At 46.4% G+C, this 17,235-nt stretch carries 15 protein-coding genes and 1 tRNA gene; 12 read left to right on the plus strand and 4 right to left on the minus strand.

The window, feature by feature from the left end; all coding sequences use genetic code 11:
• The first annotated feature begins 11 nt into the window (after positions 1–11).
• Positions 12–2,033 carry an elongation factor G gene (fusA, locus tag IT084_RS10105; protein WP_195712745.1) on the plus strand — a complete coding sequence of 674 codons (2,022 nt, stop codon included), beginning with the start codon at positions 12–14 and terminating at the stop codon, positions 2,031–2,033.
• 161 nt (positions 2,034–2,194) lie between these two features.
• On the opposite strand, the gene IT084_RS10110 is transcribed toward fusA, so the two are convergent.
• Positions 2,195–2,270, minus strand: a tRNA-Trp gene (locus IT084_RS10110).
• Positions 2,271–2,404: 134 nt separating this feature from the next.
• Here IT084_RS10110 and IT084_RS10115 point away from each other — a divergent pair.
• The 11 genes from IT084_RS10115 to IT084_RS10165 all read left to right on the plus strand — a co-directional run bounded on the left by IT084_RS10115 (position 2,405) and on the right by IT084_RS10165 (position 12,878).
• A complete protein-coding gene (locus tag IT084_RS10115) occupies positions 2,405–3,337 on the plus strand; it encodes a D-alanine--D-alanine ligase (protein ID WP_195712746.1) in 933 nt (310 codons plus the stop codon).
• Between the two features lie 96 nt (positions 3,338–3,433).
• Positions 3,434–4,471 (plus strand): hypothetical protein, encoded by a 1,038-nt coding sequence (locus tag IT084_RS10120; protein WP_195712747.1) that lies wholly within the window; start codon positions 3,434–3,436, stop codon positions 4,469–4,471.
• A gap of 90 nt (positions 4,472–4,561) precedes the next feature.
• The gene (locus tag IT084_RS10125) at positions 4,562–4,747 is read left to right on the plus strand and encodes a hypothetical protein (protein ID WP_195712748.1); all 186 of its coding nucleotides are present in this window, start codon (positions 4,562–4,564) and stop codon (positions 4,745–4,747) included.
• A gap of 67 nt (positions 4,748–4,814) precedes the next feature.
• Positions 4,815–7,550: a UPF0182 family protein gene (locus tag IT084_RS10130; protein ID WP_195712809.1), complete on the plus strand. Its 2,736-nt coding sequence runs from the start codon at positions 4,815–4,817 to the stop codon at positions 7,548–7,550.
• Positions 7,551–7,595: 45 nt separating this feature from the next.
• Positions 7,596–7,748, plus strand: coding sequence for a hypothetical protein (locus IT084_RS10135; RefSeq protein WP_195712749.1), 153 nt, complete (start codon positions 7,596–7,598; stop codon positions 7,746–7,748).
• A 115-nt stretch (positions 7,749–7,863) separates the two neighbouring features.
• Positions 7,864–8,628, plus strand: coding sequence for an alpha/beta fold hydrolase (locus tag IT084_RS10140; protein ID WP_195712750.1), 765 nt, complete (start codon positions 7,864–7,866; stop codon positions 8,626–8,628).
• 13 nt (positions 8,629–8,641) lie between these two features.
• Positions 8,642–9,739 carry a 6-phosphofructokinase gene (locus IT084_RS10145; protein ID WP_195712751.1) on the plus strand — a complete coding sequence of 366 codons (1,098 nt, stop codon included), beginning with the start codon at positions 8,642–8,644 and terminating at the stop codon, positions 9,737–9,739.
• Between the two features lie 20 nt (positions 9,740–9,759).
• Positions 9,760–10,032 (plus strand): late competence development ComFB family protein, encoded by a 273-nt coding sequence (locus IT084_RS10150; protein WP_195712752.1) that lies wholly within the window; start codon positions 9,760–9,762, stop codon positions 10,030–10,032.
• A gap of 31 nt (positions 10,033–10,063) precedes the next feature.
• Entirely contained in the window at positions 10,064–10,939 is an 876-nt protein-coding gene (locus IT084_RS10155) for a radical SAM protein (protein WP_195712753.1), read from the plus strand.
• A 110-nt stretch (positions 10,940–11,049) separates the two neighbouring features.
• Complete coding sequence (locus IT084_RS10160; protein WP_313885460.1) at positions 11,050–12,237, plus strand: glycosyltransferase family 4 protein; 1,188 nt, start codon at positions 11,050–11,052, stop codon at positions 12,235–12,237.
• Between the two features lie 101 nt (positions 12,238–12,338).
• A complete protein-coding gene (locus tag IT084_RS10165; RefSeq protein ID WP_195712754.1) occupies positions 12,339–12,878 on the plus strand; it encodes a DUF2179 domain-containing protein in 540 nt (179 codons plus the stop codon).
• A gap of 456 nt (positions 12,879–13,334) precedes the next feature.
• On the opposite strand, the gene IT084_RS10170 is transcribed toward IT084_RS10165, so the two are convergent.
• The 3 genes from IT084_RS10170 to IT084_RS10180 are packed head-to-tail and all read right to left on the minus strand — an operon-like array spanning position 13,335 to position 17,224.
• Positions 13,335–14,687 carry a pyruvate/oxaloacetate carboxyltransferase gene (locus tag IT084_RS10170; protein WP_195712755.1) on the minus strand — a complete coding sequence of 451 codons (1,353 nt, stop codon included), beginning with the start codon at positions 14,685–14,687 and terminating at the stop codon, positions 13,335–13,337.
• 32 nt (positions 14,688–14,719) lie between these two features.
• The gene (mdh, locus tag IT084_RS10175; protein ID WP_195712811.1) at positions 14,720–15,646 is read right to left on the minus strand and encodes a malate dehydrogenase; all 927 of its coding nucleotides are present in this window, start codon (positions 15,644–15,646) and stop codon (positions 14,720–14,722) included.
• Positions 15,647–15,700: 54 nt separating this feature from the next.
• Positions 15,701–17,224, minus strand: a complete 1,524-nt coding sequence (locus IT084_RS10180) for an acyl-CoA carboxylase subunit beta (RefSeq protein WP_195712756.1) — start codon at positions 17,222–17,224, stop codon at positions 15,701–15,703.
• Between the last annotated feature and the right edge of the window lie 11 nt (positions 17,225–17,235).

Genomic DNA, 17,235 nt, shown 5'->3' on the forward strand with positions numbered 1-17,235 from the left:
AGGCAAGTGACTTGAAAAATTATAATACTGAACAGATACGAAACATTGGCATTTTCGGCCACGGCGGAGTAGGCAAAACATCACTGGTGGAAGTAATGCTTTATAACACCGGTGTAATAAATCGGATTGGTCGCGTGGAAGATGGAACAACCGTTGCGGACTATCACCCGGAGGAAGCCCAGCGCCAATCGACAGTTCACACAAGTCTGGTTCCAGTTGAATTGAACAATGTAAAATTGAACCTGTTGGATACCCCGGGCTTCTCCGATTTTATCGGTGAAGTCAAAGGTACTTTGCGAGTGGTTGATACCGGTATGTTCGTTCTTTCCGCGGTGGACGGCGTTCAGGTCCAGCATGAAATTATCTGGAAGTTTGCGCAAAAGGCCGGTCTCCCCAGGATAGTGTTCATTAACAAGATGGACCGGGAAAATGCAAGTTTTGCCAAGCTGATGAACGAACTAAACGAAAAGTTTAACGCCAATTTTGCACCCATAAATTTCCCCATAGGTGAAGGCCTTGATTTCAAGGGGATTGTTGATGTTATCAGCCAAAAAGCATATGAATTCGGCAATGATGGTAAACCCAAGGAAGTTGCGGTGCCGGATGATTTAAAAGGCCAGTTGGAGGAATATCGCGAAAAAGTCATTGAAGCGGCCGCCGAAGGTGATGACGACCTGACCATGAAGTACCTGGAAGGGGAAGAGTTAACCCCGGAGGAGGTCATTTCCGGGTTGCGTCTGAGCATCGCCAACAACCGGGTGGTACCTGTACTATGCGGTTCAGCCATTAAAAACATGGCCGTGGTCAACCTGACCGAGTTTTTAACCCAGTACATGCCCGCACCTAAATGCGAAGACGGACCGCTGGCTGCCCTGGTGTTTAAAACCCTTGCGGACCCGTATGTCGGCCGGATGAACTTTATCCGGGTTTTCCGCGGCACTTTGAAGGCAGATTCGCAGGTCTACAATCCCAATAAGGAAAAAATGGAAAAAATTGGTCAAGTGCTATATGTAAGAGGCAAGCACTCGGAGCAAACCCCGCAGGTTCCTTGCGGCGATATGGCTGTAGTGGTGAAGCTTACGGATACCGCGTCCGGCGATACGCTATGTGACAAGGATAACAAAGAGCAGTTGGAAGGCATCGACTTCCCGGTACCGAACTACACCGTGGCAATTGCGCCCAAGAGCAAGAATGACGAAGACAAGCTGGGGGATGCCGTCAACAAACTGCTTGAAGAGGATCCATCATTAAAAGTGGAGAAGAATACGGTAACAAAGCAGACATTGCTTACCGGTATCGGCGAAGCCCATGTCAGCATTGCGATCAACAACTTGAAACGCCGTTATGGCGTCGATGTCACAGTTGAAGAACCCAAAGTTCCATACCGGGAAACAATTAGGAGCAAAGTCGAAGCGGAAGGCAAGCACAAGAAACAATCCGGCGGCCGCGGCCAGTACGGCCACGTATGGATTCGTTTCGAACCGTTGCCTGAAGGGGACTTCGAGTTTCATGAAGAAGTATTCGGCGGTGCCGTACCACGCAACTATTTCCCGGCGGTGGAAAAGGGTTTGCGGGAGTCCATGCTGGAGGGCGTTTTAGCCGGTTACCCCACGGTGGGACTGAAAGCCACGCTGTATGACGGTTCATACCATAGCGTGGACTCATCTGAAATGGCGTTCAAAATCGCCGCGTCCCTGGCCTTTAAAAAGGGAATTCCCAACGCCAAGCCCGTTCTACTGGAGCCCATTAATTACGTGGAAGTAACCGTACCGGACGAGTTCATGGGTGATATCATCAGCGACTTCAACACCAAGCGGGGCCGCGTGCTGGGCACCGACCAGACCGAGGACGGCACCGTAATCAAGGCACATGTGCCCGCATCAGAAATGTTCAAGTACGCCAATGACCTGAAATCTATGACCCAGGGCCGCGGGCAGTTCAAGATGGAGTTTTATAGTTACGAAGAAGTGCCCGCGAAACTCGCCGAGGAAATTATCAAGAAAGCCAAGGCCGAAGCCGAAGCGGAAAAATAATTTACAACTTTTTTAAAGGGCCGGGTTAAAAATAACCCCGGCCCTTTAAATACTAAGTCTTTTGTTGTATTCCCAATTTACAAGTTGAATTACCAATTTGTCGCCCGTTTGCCAAATGCAAAAAGCCGGTACCCGTAAACCTTTACGAATACCAGCTTTTCTGGCAGGGGAGACAGGACTCGAACCCGCAGCCCACGGTTTTGGAGACCGTTGCTCTACCAATTGAGCTACTCCCCTAGAATATATTCATCATAGCAAATGTTATTATAAATTAATATTTTCATTCAGTCAAGGGGAATATGCGGTAATAAAGGATTTTTGGACTTGCAACCGAATATATATTATCAATCAAAAAACCCGGAGGTGGCTAAATGAGCCCCAAAATTGGTGTCTTGTTGGGCGGACGTTCGGCGGAAAGGGAAGTATCACTGCGGACGGGGGAGGCCATATATCAAGCGCTGTTAAATAATGGCTATGATGCCGTCAAAATTGATGTTGATCGTAATATCGTGGAAAATATAAAAGCCAACGGAGTTGAGCTGGCTTTTATTGCACTACACGGGAAATATGGCGAAGACGGTACCATTCAAGGGCTTTTGGAAATTCTGGAAATTCCGTATGTCGGTTCGGGAGTACTGGCCAGCGCAATTGCGATGAATAAAATCACCACCAAGAAAATTCTGGTTTACGAGGGGATACCCACGCCCGAATTTTTGACCGTTACACGCAGGGAATTCAGCGCCCGGGCGGAAACTGTTGAGCAAAGGATTTTACAGATGGGGCTACCCGTGGTGATTAAAGCCGCCACCCAGGGATCAACCATCGGTATATCATTTGTGCGTAATCCCGGAGAAATAAAACCGGCCCTGGAGGAAGCGTTCAAATATGATCCGGAAGCCCTGGTTGAAAAAATGATTGAAGGCATAGAAATAACCGTGCCTGTACTGGGCAACGAGGAACCGGAAGTGCTGCCATTGATTGAAATTGTCTCCGCTACGGGAGTTTATGATTATAAGGCCAAGTACACCGTTGGTCTCAGTGAGCATATTATTCCGCCCCGAATTGAGGAAAACATTCAGAACGAAATCAAAAGTTTAGCTCACAAGGTATATAAGGCCATTGGTTGCCGGGGATTGGCCCGGATTGATTTTATTGTGGATAATTCAGGAAACACATACGTTCTAGAAGTAAATACCATTCCGGGAATGACTGAAACAAGCCTTTTCCCCGATTCCGCGCGGGCGGCGGGCATATCCTTTGAAGAATTGATCAAGAAACTGATTGACCTGGCCATGCAAAAATAAATAACTTGCACCGCTTGGCTACATTTTTGTTTGTTATGAACAATAACATTAAACCCTTAAAAATATGGACAGTCAGTAAAGGAGGTTATTCATTTAATGTTTGTTAATTTTATAAAAATCACAAAAGAGTCCGTATTTTTGGATCCCAGAAACAACTTTGAATCCCAGACCGTAACCATCGAAATTCGTAGAGACCCGTTAACGGAACGCGTTTCACGTATTTTCCCCTTTCGCAAGCTGGTCCTACACCGACACGACTGGACACCCTTTGTCGAAGAATCCAAACAAAAATTTTGCCCATTTTGCCCCGAAGTGGTGGAAAAAGTAACCCCCAAATTCATTGAAGCCATCGCCCCCGATGGGCGGATCAAGGTAGGGGACGCCATGGCCATTCCCAACCTGAATCCTTATGAAAAACATGCCTCGGTGGTAATAATGTCTCCAAGGCACTACATCCCCATGGATGAAATCAATGTGCAAACAATGGTGGACAGTTTCCGGGCCGGTCTAACTTATTTACAAAGGGTTACCGCCGCAGACCCCGCTGAAGGTAGTTATCCATCCATTAACTGGAACTACATGCCGTACGCCGGAGGCTCAATCATCCACCCGCATTTGCAGGTATTAACGGGCCCCGAGCCAACCACTTTCAACAGGCAATTAATCAATGCATCAACCGAATACTTTATGAGATGCAACCAAAATTATTGGACGGATTTGATCTACGCGGAGATTGACAGGGGAGAAAGATATATCGGTAAAACGGGTGATGTTCACTGGATCAGCGCATTTGCGCCCCGGCACGTCGGTGAGGTCATCGGCATTCTTCCCGGAAAGCAAACAATTGACGATATAACCGATCAAGATTTGGTGGACCTGGCTGGTGGCTTGCAGAAAATAATACATTATTACGACCGCAATAATTTACCTTCCTTTAACGCCGCCCTGTATTTTGCACGCCGGGAGGACAGGGGATTCACGGTTCACGTACGAATAGTGGGCAGGTTTACTATATTCCCGCTGGTAGGCAGCGATATCACCCACATGCAGGTATTACATGACGATCCCTGGACCGTTATTCTCCCGGAATTAATCGCCCAGGAATTGAAGGACGTTTTTAATTCCCCCCAATAAACTGGTTATTAAATTAAGCAGGAATTGCACTGGCCACGGAGAAATATCAATATACGTATGTTTCTCAAACATCTCGGAGGTGGGCGAAAAATGGCTCAAAAAAAATGTATTATGTGCGGTAGGTTATTTGATCCCGACCAGATTGCCGAAGATAATAAAAACCCGTATCTGGACGATGAAGATGTGCCGAAAAAATCACCTTCTTTTTGTCAGATGTGCGAGGCTAAAATAAGACATGAGGCGGATGACGCCCAAAAGAATCCCAAACCGATGTAACGTTTCTCCGCCCCCGGCCGGGTCACAGTATTAAGGAGGTATATATTTGCACAAAGGGCTTAAGCGGATGTCTACAGTAATTATTACTTTTTTATTTTTATTTGTGTTGCTGGCCAGGTGGAGCGCAAATCTTTATGTAGACTGGCTTTGGTTTAAAACGCTGGGTTACAGTAACATATTTAAAACTATTTTGCTGTCCGAACTGGGCTTGCGGTTACTGGTAGGACTGGCCGCCTTTTTATTTATATTTGTCAATTTAATACTGACCCGTAAATCGGTACTGCACACCGTCAGTTCCCACCAGTACATGGAGAAGGATGGCGTAATCAGTATCTATCAATCCCCGCTGAGCAAATACCTGTCCCCGCGTTTTCTAACCGTAATCTATTTTATTGCCAGCGTAGTACTGGCCGTTTTTGTGAGCACCGCGGTAACCGGCGACTGGGTTATTTTACAGAGATATTTGCATAGTACGGGGTTTGGTTATACCGATCCCATTTTTAACAAGGATATCGGTGAATACGTATTTAAGTTACCTTTCTACCAGTTTATTTACCAGTTGTTAACATGGTTTATCATTCTGGCCGCTTTTGCTGTGGCCTTGGTTTATTTCCTGGTTGAATCAGGTAAAGACGGGTTCAACAAGCTTTTTAATTTACTCCCGGCCCGTTTGCACCTTTCATTTCTGGCCGCCCTGTTTTTTGTGGTACGCGCCTGGGGTTACAGCCTTGAGCAGTACATGCTTCTGTATTCTGAAAACGGGGTTGTTTTCGGACCCGGCTATACGGATATCCACGCCAGGTTACTTGCATATAAAGCTTTATTCTTTATTTCACTTTTAATTGCCGTTATAATTTTAATCAACCTGTTCATGCGCAGATTCAGGTTGATTCTCTACAGTATCGGCGCTTTATTCCTGGCGTCGATCGTCCTTGGAGGCATTTACCCGACGATTATTCAAAACCTGGTGGTCAAGCCAAATGAGCTAAACAGGGAGACTCCGTATATTGCCAACTCCATCAAATATACCCGGTTGGCATATAATTTGGACAAGGTGGAAACAAATAAATTTCCCGCAGGTCAAAAACTGGATCCTGCAGATATTGAAAAAAACATTGAGACCGTGAAAAATATCCGGCTGTGGGACTGGCGCCCCCTGGAACAAACCTACGAACAACTGCAGGAAATCAGGCCTTATTACGACTTAAAAAATATTGATATTGACCGTTACATGATTAACAACGAGTATCGCCAGGTGATGCTGGCTGCCAGGGAACTTGACCAGGACAAATTGCCGGATCAAGCTAAAACTTGGATTAACCAGCGGCTCAAGTATTCCCATGGTTACGGCATTGCCATGAACCCCGTGAATGAGATGACCAGTGAAGGTTTACCTGAATTTTTCATCCAAAACATTCCTCCTGATAGTAATATTGAACATGAAGTGACGCGGCCGGAAATTTATTTCGGCGAGCTGACCAACAACTACGTTATTGTGAATACGAAAACCAAGGAGTTTGATTACCCGGTCGGCGGCAACGAAAACGCTTATACCACTTACGAAGGGGAACACGGGGTCAGAATCGGCGGTTTTATTAATAGGGCCATCTTCGCCCTGGCCTTTGGCGACTATAAAATGCTGCTGGCCGGCGATATCCAAAATTCAAGCCAAATACTGTATTATCGCAACATCCGGGACAGGGTGCCCAAATTGGCGCCGTTTTTAAGGTACGACAGTGATCCGTATATAGTTCTCGATGAACAAGGTAACTTATACTGGATGTGGGATGCTTACACTGTTTCGGATATGTACCCTTATTCCGACCCCTTTAGCGGTAGGTATAACTATATTCGCAATTCAGTAAAAGTAGTGATTAACGCTTATACGGGTACGGTGGACTTTTATATTGCGGATAATGAGGACCCCATCATCAAAACATATGACAAGATTTTCCCCGGGGTTTTCAAACCGCTGGCGACAATGCCCGGAGACCTTAAGAAACACATCCGGTACCCTGTTGATCTATTTACTATCCAGGCGCAAAAATATACAGTTTACCACATGACGGATACTGAAGTATTATATAATCAAGAGGACAAGTGGAACATGCCCACGGAAAAAGTCTACAATGAAGAAGTGGACATGGAACCCTATTATACTATTACCAAATTGCCAAATGGTGACAAGCCGGAATATGTATTAATTTTACCTTTTACCCCAAAAAACAAGACAAATATGATCGCCTGGATGGCAGCCAGGTCGGACGAACCCAATTACGGTAAACTGATCGTATATGAATTCCCCAAGCAGCAACTTGTTTACGGCCCAATGCAAATCGAGGCGCGAATCGACCAGGATACCACCATCTCGCAGCAATTGACCCTGTGGAATCAACGCGGCTCATCCGTAATCCGTGGGAACCTGCTGGTCATACCGGTCGAGGACGCGCTGCTCTACGTGGAGCCGCTTTATCTGCAGGCGGAACAAAGTAAAATGCCCGAACTGCGTCGCGTAATCGTGGCTCATGGCGATCAGGTAGTGATGGAGCCAACCCTTGAAATGGCTTTACAAAGGATATTCGGTACCGGCATCAGTATTGGAGAGGATGTCGAATATGCGGCGCCGCTCCCCGGCGAAACATCCAAGACAACACAGAAGACGCTGAAAGATCTGATATCAGACGCCAACAATCTGTATAACCAGGCCCAGGAAAAGCTGAAAAACGGAGACTGGGCAGGTTATGGTGAAGCCATCAACAAGTTGAAAGAAACACTGGATGCTCTGTCAAATCAAACGGAATAAACTTTTTTAACCAGTTAATGATATCCGGGAAAGGAGATGTGATAAATGTTTTTTGAAACTTGGTGGCAGGGAATAGTATTCGGAGTTGTAACCACTACTGCGATGTTGGCTATTTGTTACGCATTTGCCATGGCCTGGAGAAAATACGAAGACGGCAGCAGTAAAAAGAATAGCCAATCTTGCAATTCACATCATTAATCAAGTAGCCAAAATGATTCCGCCATTGCGTTTGAATCTTACTCCTGCCTTTGGTCATATACCAACTACCGGTTATAGTGCCCGGTAGTTTTTTTTAAAATGGAGGTGCATTGTTATGCCAAACGTTGTAATCAACGGTGTTAAGTACCATTATGAAGCTAAGATTCCCGAGCACTGCGAGCAAGTAATAATTTTTGTCCACGGCGCTGGCGGCAGCCACAGGCATTGGACGCGCCAGGTCTCCGAACTGGGCAACAAGTATTTTACCATCGCAGTCGACCTGCCCGGTCACGGTGATTCAGAGGGCAGCGCCAGTAGTAAAATAGAGGAATACAGTAACTTTATCTACGAATTTGCGGAACATGTCGTTGGCACCAGGTTTTACCTGGCTGGCCATTCCATGGGCGGAGCTATTGCCATGAATTACGCCGTCCGTTTTGCCGATAAATTGAACGGTTTGATTCTGATCGGCACCGGAGCCCGGCTGCGGGTAGCAACGGTAATCCTCGAAACTTTCGCAGCTGGTAATCGATTCCCTCAGCTGATGGATTTTGCTTACGGCAGAGGAGCTCCGAGCGAATTAATCAATTTAGCCAGATTGGAAATGGAAAATACTGACCCAAACGTTTATTATAACGATTTCCTAGCCTGCGATAATTTTGATATAATGGAGCAGTTAAAGTTAATTAAGACTCCCACCCTGATCCTGGGGGCGTCTGAAGACAGGATGACTCCGCTGAAATATAGCGAATTTTTAGCACAAAATATTTGCAATTCAATACTCGAAAAAATTGATGATGCCGGACACATGATGATGCTGGAAAAACCGGAACAAGTTAACACAAAAATAATACAATTCATTGAAAAACAATTTTGCTAAAGGAGAGATATGCATGGCCAAGACAGTAGTTAAACGAATCGGTGTGCTAACGGGCGGGGGCGATGCGCCGGGTTTAAACGCGGTAATTCGTGCCGTAGTTAAAACAGCTATTCGTGAATACGGCATGACGGTTGTGGGTTTTGAAAACGGTTTTGGAGGATTAATTAAAAATCAGGCCAGGGAACTGACTGAAGCCGACGTAGTAGGCATATTACCCAGAGGAGGGACGATTCTAGGCACTACAAACAGGGATAATCCTTTTCACTATCCCGTCATAAAGGGCGACAAAAAGGTATTTGTAGATGTCTCGGATCGCATTTTTGAAAATATTAGCATCCATGGGATTGAGGCATTGATCGTAATTGGGGGAGACGGCAGCTTGTCAATCGGAAAAGAGCTTTATGAAAAAGGTTTAAAGGTCGTGGGGGTGCCAAAAACCATAGATAACGATCTTTCCGCAACAGACCAAACATTCGGATTTGACACCGCCCTAGCAACAGCTACCGAAGCCATTGACAAGCTCCATACCACAGCCGAGTCGCATCACCGGGTAATGGTACTGGAAGTGATGGGTCGCTACGCCGGCTGGATCGCATTGGCCTCCGGATTGGCCGGGGGAGCGGATGTTATATTAATTCCCGAAATTCCTTATAACATTGAAGTGGTAATTGAGAAGATAAACGCTCGCAGCCAGGAGAGAAAAAAATTCAGTATTATTGTCGTAGCCGAAGGAGCAAAACCTCTAGGCGGGGAAATGGTGGTGCAAAAACGCGTAGAGGACAGTTTTGACCCGATCCGTTTAGGTGGCATCGGTAACTTGGTAGCCCAGGAAGTTGAAGCCGCCACAGGCAAGGAAACAAGAGTTACCGTACTGGGGCACCTGCAAAGAGGTGGTTCTCCAACCGCTTTTGACCGGATCCTTGCGACACGGTACGGTACCGGTGCCGTCAATTTAGTGGCAGAGGGCAAATTTGGTAGAATGGTATGTCTAAAAGGGCAAAACATCGAATCGGTACCCTTGGAGACGGCTCTTGGCGAAATGCATACGGTACCGGTTGACGGTGAGCTTGTCAGAGTAGCCAGGCAGTTGGGAATTTGTTTGGGTGATTAAAGCTTGGGGGAGGATTGCCTATGATTATCAACTACCCGGAAGTGGCGGTAAGAGAACTGATTGATGAAGTACTGGAGAATTACAAAAAAAAGAATCCGGATATCTGCGATTGCGAACGTTGTCGCAATGATATTATGGCACTGGCCCTGAATAATTTACCTGTTAAATATATAGTAACCGAAAAGGGACACATTTATACAAAGGCCATTTTTGACCAGATTGGCGGTAAAGCGCAGGTTATAGCGGCTCTAACGGCAGCCATACAAAAAGTACATAAATTTCCCAGGCATTAATAAAACAAGTAAAACACATAGGAGGTATTTGATGCGTCTGGAACCACCGGTCTTCAGACCGCCCAGTGAAGCGTTCAGCCTAATACTTCAGCTTACTATCGGTTGCCGGCACAACGCCTGTACTTTTTGCGGTATGTACAAGGGGAAAAAATTCCGCATTAAAACCTGGGAGGAAATAAAAAAAGACATAGATGATTGTTCCCGACAGATGGCGGGAATCAGGCGGGTCTTTCTGGCAGATGGGGATGCCTTGTCCGCACCCACACCCCTGATCCTGAAAACCGTGTTTTATCTTTACAAGCAATTTTCTGACCTGGAACGCGTCAGCATGTACGCCGGCCCCAAAGATATACTAGATAAATCGTTAAGCGAACTGGAGGAAATAAAATTTTCCGGTGTCAGTTTGCTTTACCTTGGGGTAGAAAGCGGCAACGATGAGATACTGCGAGCCGTGCATAAAGGTGTCAACGCGAGGGAAATGGTCGAAGCGGGCAGAAAAGCCCTGCAAGCGGGGTTCGAAGTTTCCGTGACCATCATCAACGGGTTGGGGGGAACGGATCATTGGCGCCGCCACGCCGAGGATACCGGTAAGGTTTTAAGCGCCATAGACCCTACTTACCTTGGAGCACTGACGTTGATGGTAGTCCCCAATACCCCGTTATACCGTAAGGTACAGCAAGGAGAATTTAAAATACCCGGTTCAACGGGAATACTACAAGAATTAAAATGCATGTTGGAAAATCTGAACCTATCCCATTGTATTTTTAGAACCAACCATGCGTCCAATTATCTTCCTTTACGCGGCGTATTAAACAAGGATAAAGAAGATTTGATCGCAATACTGGAGCAGGCAATAACCCGGCCAGATGCGATACCGTTACGGCCCGAATACAGCAGGGGATTATAGGGTAGTATACAGGGAAAATGCTTATCCAGGTTAAAAACGCCATGCCTTGACTTTTTTTTCGAGTTATCATATTGTTTATAAGTGAATACCCGCACTGGAGGTGATTAGCATTGGGCCTGAAAATTGGGATATTTACCGACAGTTACCGGCCGTATACCAGCGGGGTTGTCCGGTCAATCGAAACTTTTTCCGAAGAACTTCAGGCTCAAGGCCATGAGGTATATATATTCGCTCCTGACTATCCGAACTGTAATAAAGAGAAAGAAAGCAGGGTATTCAGATTTTCATCGATACCGGCGCCGACAAACCATGATTTTACCCTGGCCGTCCCATTTTCCATTCGTTTGCGTTCAACCATAAAGAAATTAAATTTAGATATAATTCATGTACATTCGCCTTTCTTATTAGGGAGGCTAGGAGCGCGTTACGCGAAAAAATTAAATCTTCCACTGGTATTTACTTTTCACACCCTGTATGATCAATACGTGCATTATATACCTATTGGACAAAACATCACCAAAGAAATCACTAAAAAATATTGTGCCGATTTCTGCAATCATTGCGACTTGGTGATTGTGCCGACGGAAATCATCGGTAAACACCTGCAAAGCTGGGGGGTCAGGAGCGCAATTAAGGCCATCCCGACTGGGATAAAAATTCAGGATTTCAGAACTAACGAAAAGGATTGGGTGCATCGAAAATTCGGAATCAATCCTTCATGCAAGCTATTAATCAGTGTGGGCAGGCTGGGCAAAGAAAAAAATTTTGCCTTTATCATTAGGAGCTTCAAATCTATAGCTGAATCAATTCCTGAATCCAGACTGGTGCTGGTAGGCAACGGTCCGGAAAAGAATGCCCTGGAAAATCTGGCCAGGGAAATCGGTGTTCTGGAAAAAATAATTTTCACCGGAACTTTATCCAGGGAAGAAATAATAAAAGCGTACAATAGTGCCCATATTTTTATATTCGCTTCGGTTACCGAAACTCAAGGGCTGGTGGTTGGAGAAGCTAAGGCGGCGGGCTTACCCATTGTTGCCGTTAAAGCATTTGGAATATCGGAGATGGTGGAAGACGGCATTGACGGATTTTTGACAGATCTGGATATGAACCAGTTTATAGAAAAAATAAATCTTTTGCTTACCGATGAGAGTCTTCGTCACTCACTCAGCCAAAATGCACTGCGCAATGCGGTTAAAATTTCGGCGCAAAGCTGCACAAATAAATTGATAAACTGTTATAATGAAGTGATTAACAGGAAGAATGGTTACCACGCCCAAAAGGTAAGAGATAGCTGGTAGTAAGGTAGTATATGATTAAGTTTACATAAAATCAAACGGGAACGTTTCAGTGTTCCCGTTTTGCTGGTTTATATATGCAATTAATCTGGAGGGTTGAGATTTTGGAAGTCTGGTTATCGGTAATATTTAGTTATTTATTTATTTTCTGCGCCAGGGTTATCGACATGTCACTGGACGTGATGCGCATTTTAATGTTAATGAGGGACCGGCGCTTTATGGCAGCGTCCATAGGTTTTGTGGAAGTTTCAGTATTTATACTTGCCCTGAACGAGGTTTTAAAGGGTGGACTTGATGATCCGGGAAAAATTGTAGCATACGCCGGTGGCTTTGCCACGGGCAACTACATCGGCAGTTTAATTGAAGAAAGACTGGCCATGGGTTATTTATCTGTCCAGATTTTCCCTCCTTGTGAACTGGTGGATCAATTTATTAGCGAAATGCGGGACGAGGGATTCGGAGTAACAAGCGTTCAAGGTTGCGGCAGAGACGGCGAAAGAACTATTTTATTTGTATTGATTAAGCGTAAAGATTTAAATAGAGCCCTGAACATCATCAATCAAATCTGCCCGGACGCATTCTTCAATGTTTCTGACGCCAAGCGGATCCACGGGGGCATTTTCCCGGTTAAAAAGGGTAAGTAATGTCAACAAAAGCCGGCCAAAACTTAACCAGTGTTGGGCCGGCTTTTTTTTAAACCTTTTTTAGCCACTTTTTTACGGGCTCTCTCTAACAGCCCGTAAATGGTCGGTTTTCCGAACCTTACCCGTAGCATAACCCGAACCAAAACGGAGAGTGCCAGCAGAATAAGCGTCCCTTGCCCGGTTTACATAATATCTATTATCGGAAGTATTTTATGATAAAAACTGTACTATTCTGTGCTATTCTAATTGTAGGTCGAATTTTAACCAATTAAACATGAGAAGTAACTTGACGAAAAGTTGGCTTTACCAAGCAAGAAAAAACACAGGTCAATTAATAAACCTGTGTTATTAAATCTTTTTTTAACCCTTTTTTTAACCAATGTTATTAAATCTTTTTTTAACCAACAGTTAAAAGATAACCTCAAACATAAACCATGGAATCTAATAAAAAATAATTTACTTATCTTTCCGGGCTTTCCTGGCCTCAAAGAACGTACGGGCAACTTGAGGGAACAGTGCCCATGAAACCACGTCTTCCTCTTTCTCCATATAAGGAGCACATTCTTCCCTGGCTTTGGGAAGTTCGGGCTCAATCAGGTCCGCCGGGCGGCAGTCAATTGGTTTTTCATTACCAATAATTTTCTTCCTTACTTCCTCATTGACCGGTGCGGGAGGCCGCCCGTAATAACCGCGCATATAATTCTTCACTTCGTCGGTTGCAATCATGTACCTTTGCCCCAGTACCACGTTCAATGCCGCCTGGGCACCGACGATCTGGCTGGACGGCGTAACCAAGGGCGGATAACCGAAATCTTCCCTCACCCTGGGTACTTCCGCCAATACCTCCGGCAACTTGTGCAGCGCGTTTTGCTCCTTAAGCTGGGCGATGAAATTGGAAATCATACCACCCGGGATCTGGTAAGTCAAAACATTGGTATCAGGACTGCAGCTGGCGTTATCATATTCCGCGTAGTTTTTACGGACCTCTTTAAAGTACTCGGCTATTTCCGATAACAGGCTTAAATCAAGTCCGGTATCATACGGGGTATCTTTGAGAGCGGCAACGATACTTTCAGTTGCCGGTTGCGAGCTTTGTAACCCCATGGTAGAAATGGCGCAATCCAGAACGTCCACGCCGGCTTCAACCGCTTTCAGGTACGCCATTGAGGCCATGCCGCTGGTATAGTGACAATGCAGTTGGACCATGATACCCAGGTTTTCTTTCCAACCCTTGATAATGTCATATGCGGGCATCGGAGCCAGTATACCCGCCATGTCTTTCAGGCACAGCGAGTCCACGCCCATTTCTTTCAATTCGGCTCCCATGCGCATGTAAAAATCGTAGTCGTGGACGGGGCTGATGGTATAAACCACTGTACCCTGTGCGTGGGCCCCCTCGAGCTTGACGAATTGAATGGCCTTTTCCATGTTCCTGGTGTCGTTTAAAGCGTCGAAAATCCGGAAAATATCCATCCCGTTGTCCACGGCGCGTTTGATAAATTCTTCCAGCACATCGTCGGCGTAGTGTTTATAACCCACAACATTCTGGCCGCGTAAAAGCATCTGTAGTTTACTGTTTTTAAAAGCTTTCCTGACGGCTCGCAATCTCTCCCACGGGTCTTCGTTCAAAAAGCGCATGCAGGAGTCGAATGTAGCCCCACCCCAGATTTCGATCGAATAAAATCCGACCTGTTCTACTTTTTCGGCAATGGGCAACATGTGCTCGGTACGCATGCGGGTGGCCAGTAAAGACTGGTGGCCGTCACGCATAGTGGTATCGCAAATCAATACCTTTTTGGGCTCTCCCATTAATTTTCCCCCCCCAATTTAATAACTGGTAATTAATCAACCACGGCCATAACTTTTCTTACCGCTTGAATTGACTTTTGCAAAGCGGCTTTTTCTTCTTCGGTCAGGTCAACCTCAATAATCTTCTCAACACCACCACCACCGATGATGGCCGGAACACCAAAATACATATCCTTTTCCCCGTATTCTCCCTGGAGATATGCGGCCACAGGCAGAATCCGCTTCTTATCCTTCAAGATTGCCTCCACCATTTCGATTACGGATGCGCCTGGTGCGTAATAAGCGCTGCCGGTCTTCAGGTAATTTACGATTTCCGCGCCGCCTTTTCTCGTTCTTTCCACAATGGCTTCAATGCGCTCCCTGGGAATCAGTTTCTCTATGGGAATACCGCCGGCGTAACTATATCTGACCAGTGGCACCATGTCGTCGCCATGGCCGCCAAGTACGAATGCGCTTACATCTTTGAACGAGATCCCCAGCTCCTGGGCAATAAAAGTCCGGAACCGGGCGGAATCCAGTACGCCGGCCATGCCGAGCACCCGGTTGGGTGGGAAACCACTGGCCTTGTAAGCGGCATATACCATCACGTCCAGGGGATTGGTAACAACAATAAGAAACGCGTTGGGCGAGTATTTAGCCGCTTGTTCGGCACACGACTTGACTATTTTAATGTTTGTGTTCACCAGGTCATCGCGGCTCATTCCAGGTTTACGGGCAATTCCGGCGGTGATGACAACGACGTCCGAGCCGGCCGTATCCTCGTAATTATTGGTCCCGATGATATTGATATCGTAGCCCTCGATGGGTGCGGCCTCCTGCAAATCAAGGCCTTTCCCCTGCGGCACCCCTTCCACGACGTCCATCAATACAATATCTCCCAATTCCTTTGTGGCTGCCCAGTGCGCGCAAGTGGCTCCTACGTTGCCCGAACCGATAATGGTGATCTTGTTTCTTTTCAACATTTAACCCTCCCATAATTTTTTACGCATTTAGTATTTTCAACCGTCTCAGTACTAAACAGGGATATTGCCGTGTTTTTTATACGGCCTGCTCTCTTTTTTGGTAGCCAACAATTTTAACGCGTCAATTATTTTGCTCCTGGTATCCCTTGGATCAATGACATCGTCCACAAAGCCCCTGGAGCTGGCTACATAGGGATTGGCAAATTTATCGCGGTATTCCTGAACCAGGCGGTTTCTTTCCTCCGCCGGGTTTTCAGCTTTGGCGATTTCATTCCTATAGATAATATTGACCGCTCCCTCAGGCCCCATCACCGCTATTTCGGCGGTAGGCCAGGCGTAAACCATGTCGGCACGCAGGGAACTGCTGCACATGGCCAGGTACGCGCCGCCGTACGCTTTGCGTAAGATTATGGTTACCTTGGGAACCGTGGCTTCCGAATAGGCGTAAAGCATCTTGGCCCCGTGCCGGATAATTCCCCCGAATTCCTGGGCGGTTCCGGGCAAAAAGCCGGGCACGTCCATAAATGTAACTATTGGTATATTGAATGCGTCGCAGAACCGCACAAAGCGGCTGATCTTATCTGAAGCGTTGATATCCAGGCAGCCGGCAAGAAAATCGGGCTGGTTGGCTACAATACCCACTGATTGCCCGTCGATCCTGGCAAAGCCGATAACGGCGTTTTTAGCGTAATAAGGCAATACTTCGAAAAATTCGCTGCCGTCAGTTACGGCACTAATCACCTTTTTAACGTCATAGGGCAAAACAGGCTGGTCCGGAACAATATTCAACAGTTTTTCCCTGTCGATAACCGGTTCTTTGGCTGGGCAAGCCGGCGGTGTTTCCCGATTATTGTCCGGTAAATAACCCAGCAATTGCTTAACCATGTCCAGGCAATGCTCTTCGTTTTCCCCCATAAAGTGGGCAACACCGCTGGTCTGGTTATGCGTTAGCGCTCCGCCCAGTTGCTCCATACTGACTTCCTCACCGGTTACGGCTTTAATTACTTGCGGCCCGGTGATAAACATCTGGCTGGTTTCCTTGACCATGAATATATAGTCCATTAACGCTGGGGAGTAAACGGCCCCTCCGGCACACGGCCCCATAATTACAGCAAGTTGCGGTATTACCCCGGAGGCGATTGTGTTGCGGAAGAATATTTCACCGTAGCCGTTTAAGGCATCAACGCCTTCCTGGATCCGCGCCCCCCCGGAATCATTCAAACCAATTACGGGTGCGCCCGTCCGCATGGCCAAGTCCAGAACCTTGCAAATCTTTTGGGCGTGAATTTTACCGAGGGAGCCTCCGGTCACTGTAAAGTCCTGGGCGTAGATAAATACTTTTCTGCCGTTGATCATGCCGTACCCGGTAACAACGCCTTCGCCCGGGTTCTGGTCGGGATCACCGGCAAAAACATCTATCTCACGGAAAGTACCAGGATCAAAGAGGTAGTTAATGCGCTCTCGAGCTGTTTTTTTGCCCGCCGAATGCTGTTTGGCGATTCTTTTTTCACCGCCACCCGAGTGTACTTTTGCCCTTAGTTCCTTAAGCTGTTCCAACTTATCATGCATACCCATTATTCTATCAA

The organism is Desulfallas sp. Bu1-1 (assembly GCF_015594625.1).
Taxonomy (GTDB): domain Bacteria; phylum Bacillota; class Desulfotomaculia; order Desulfotomaculales; family Desulfallaceae; genus JADNRQ01.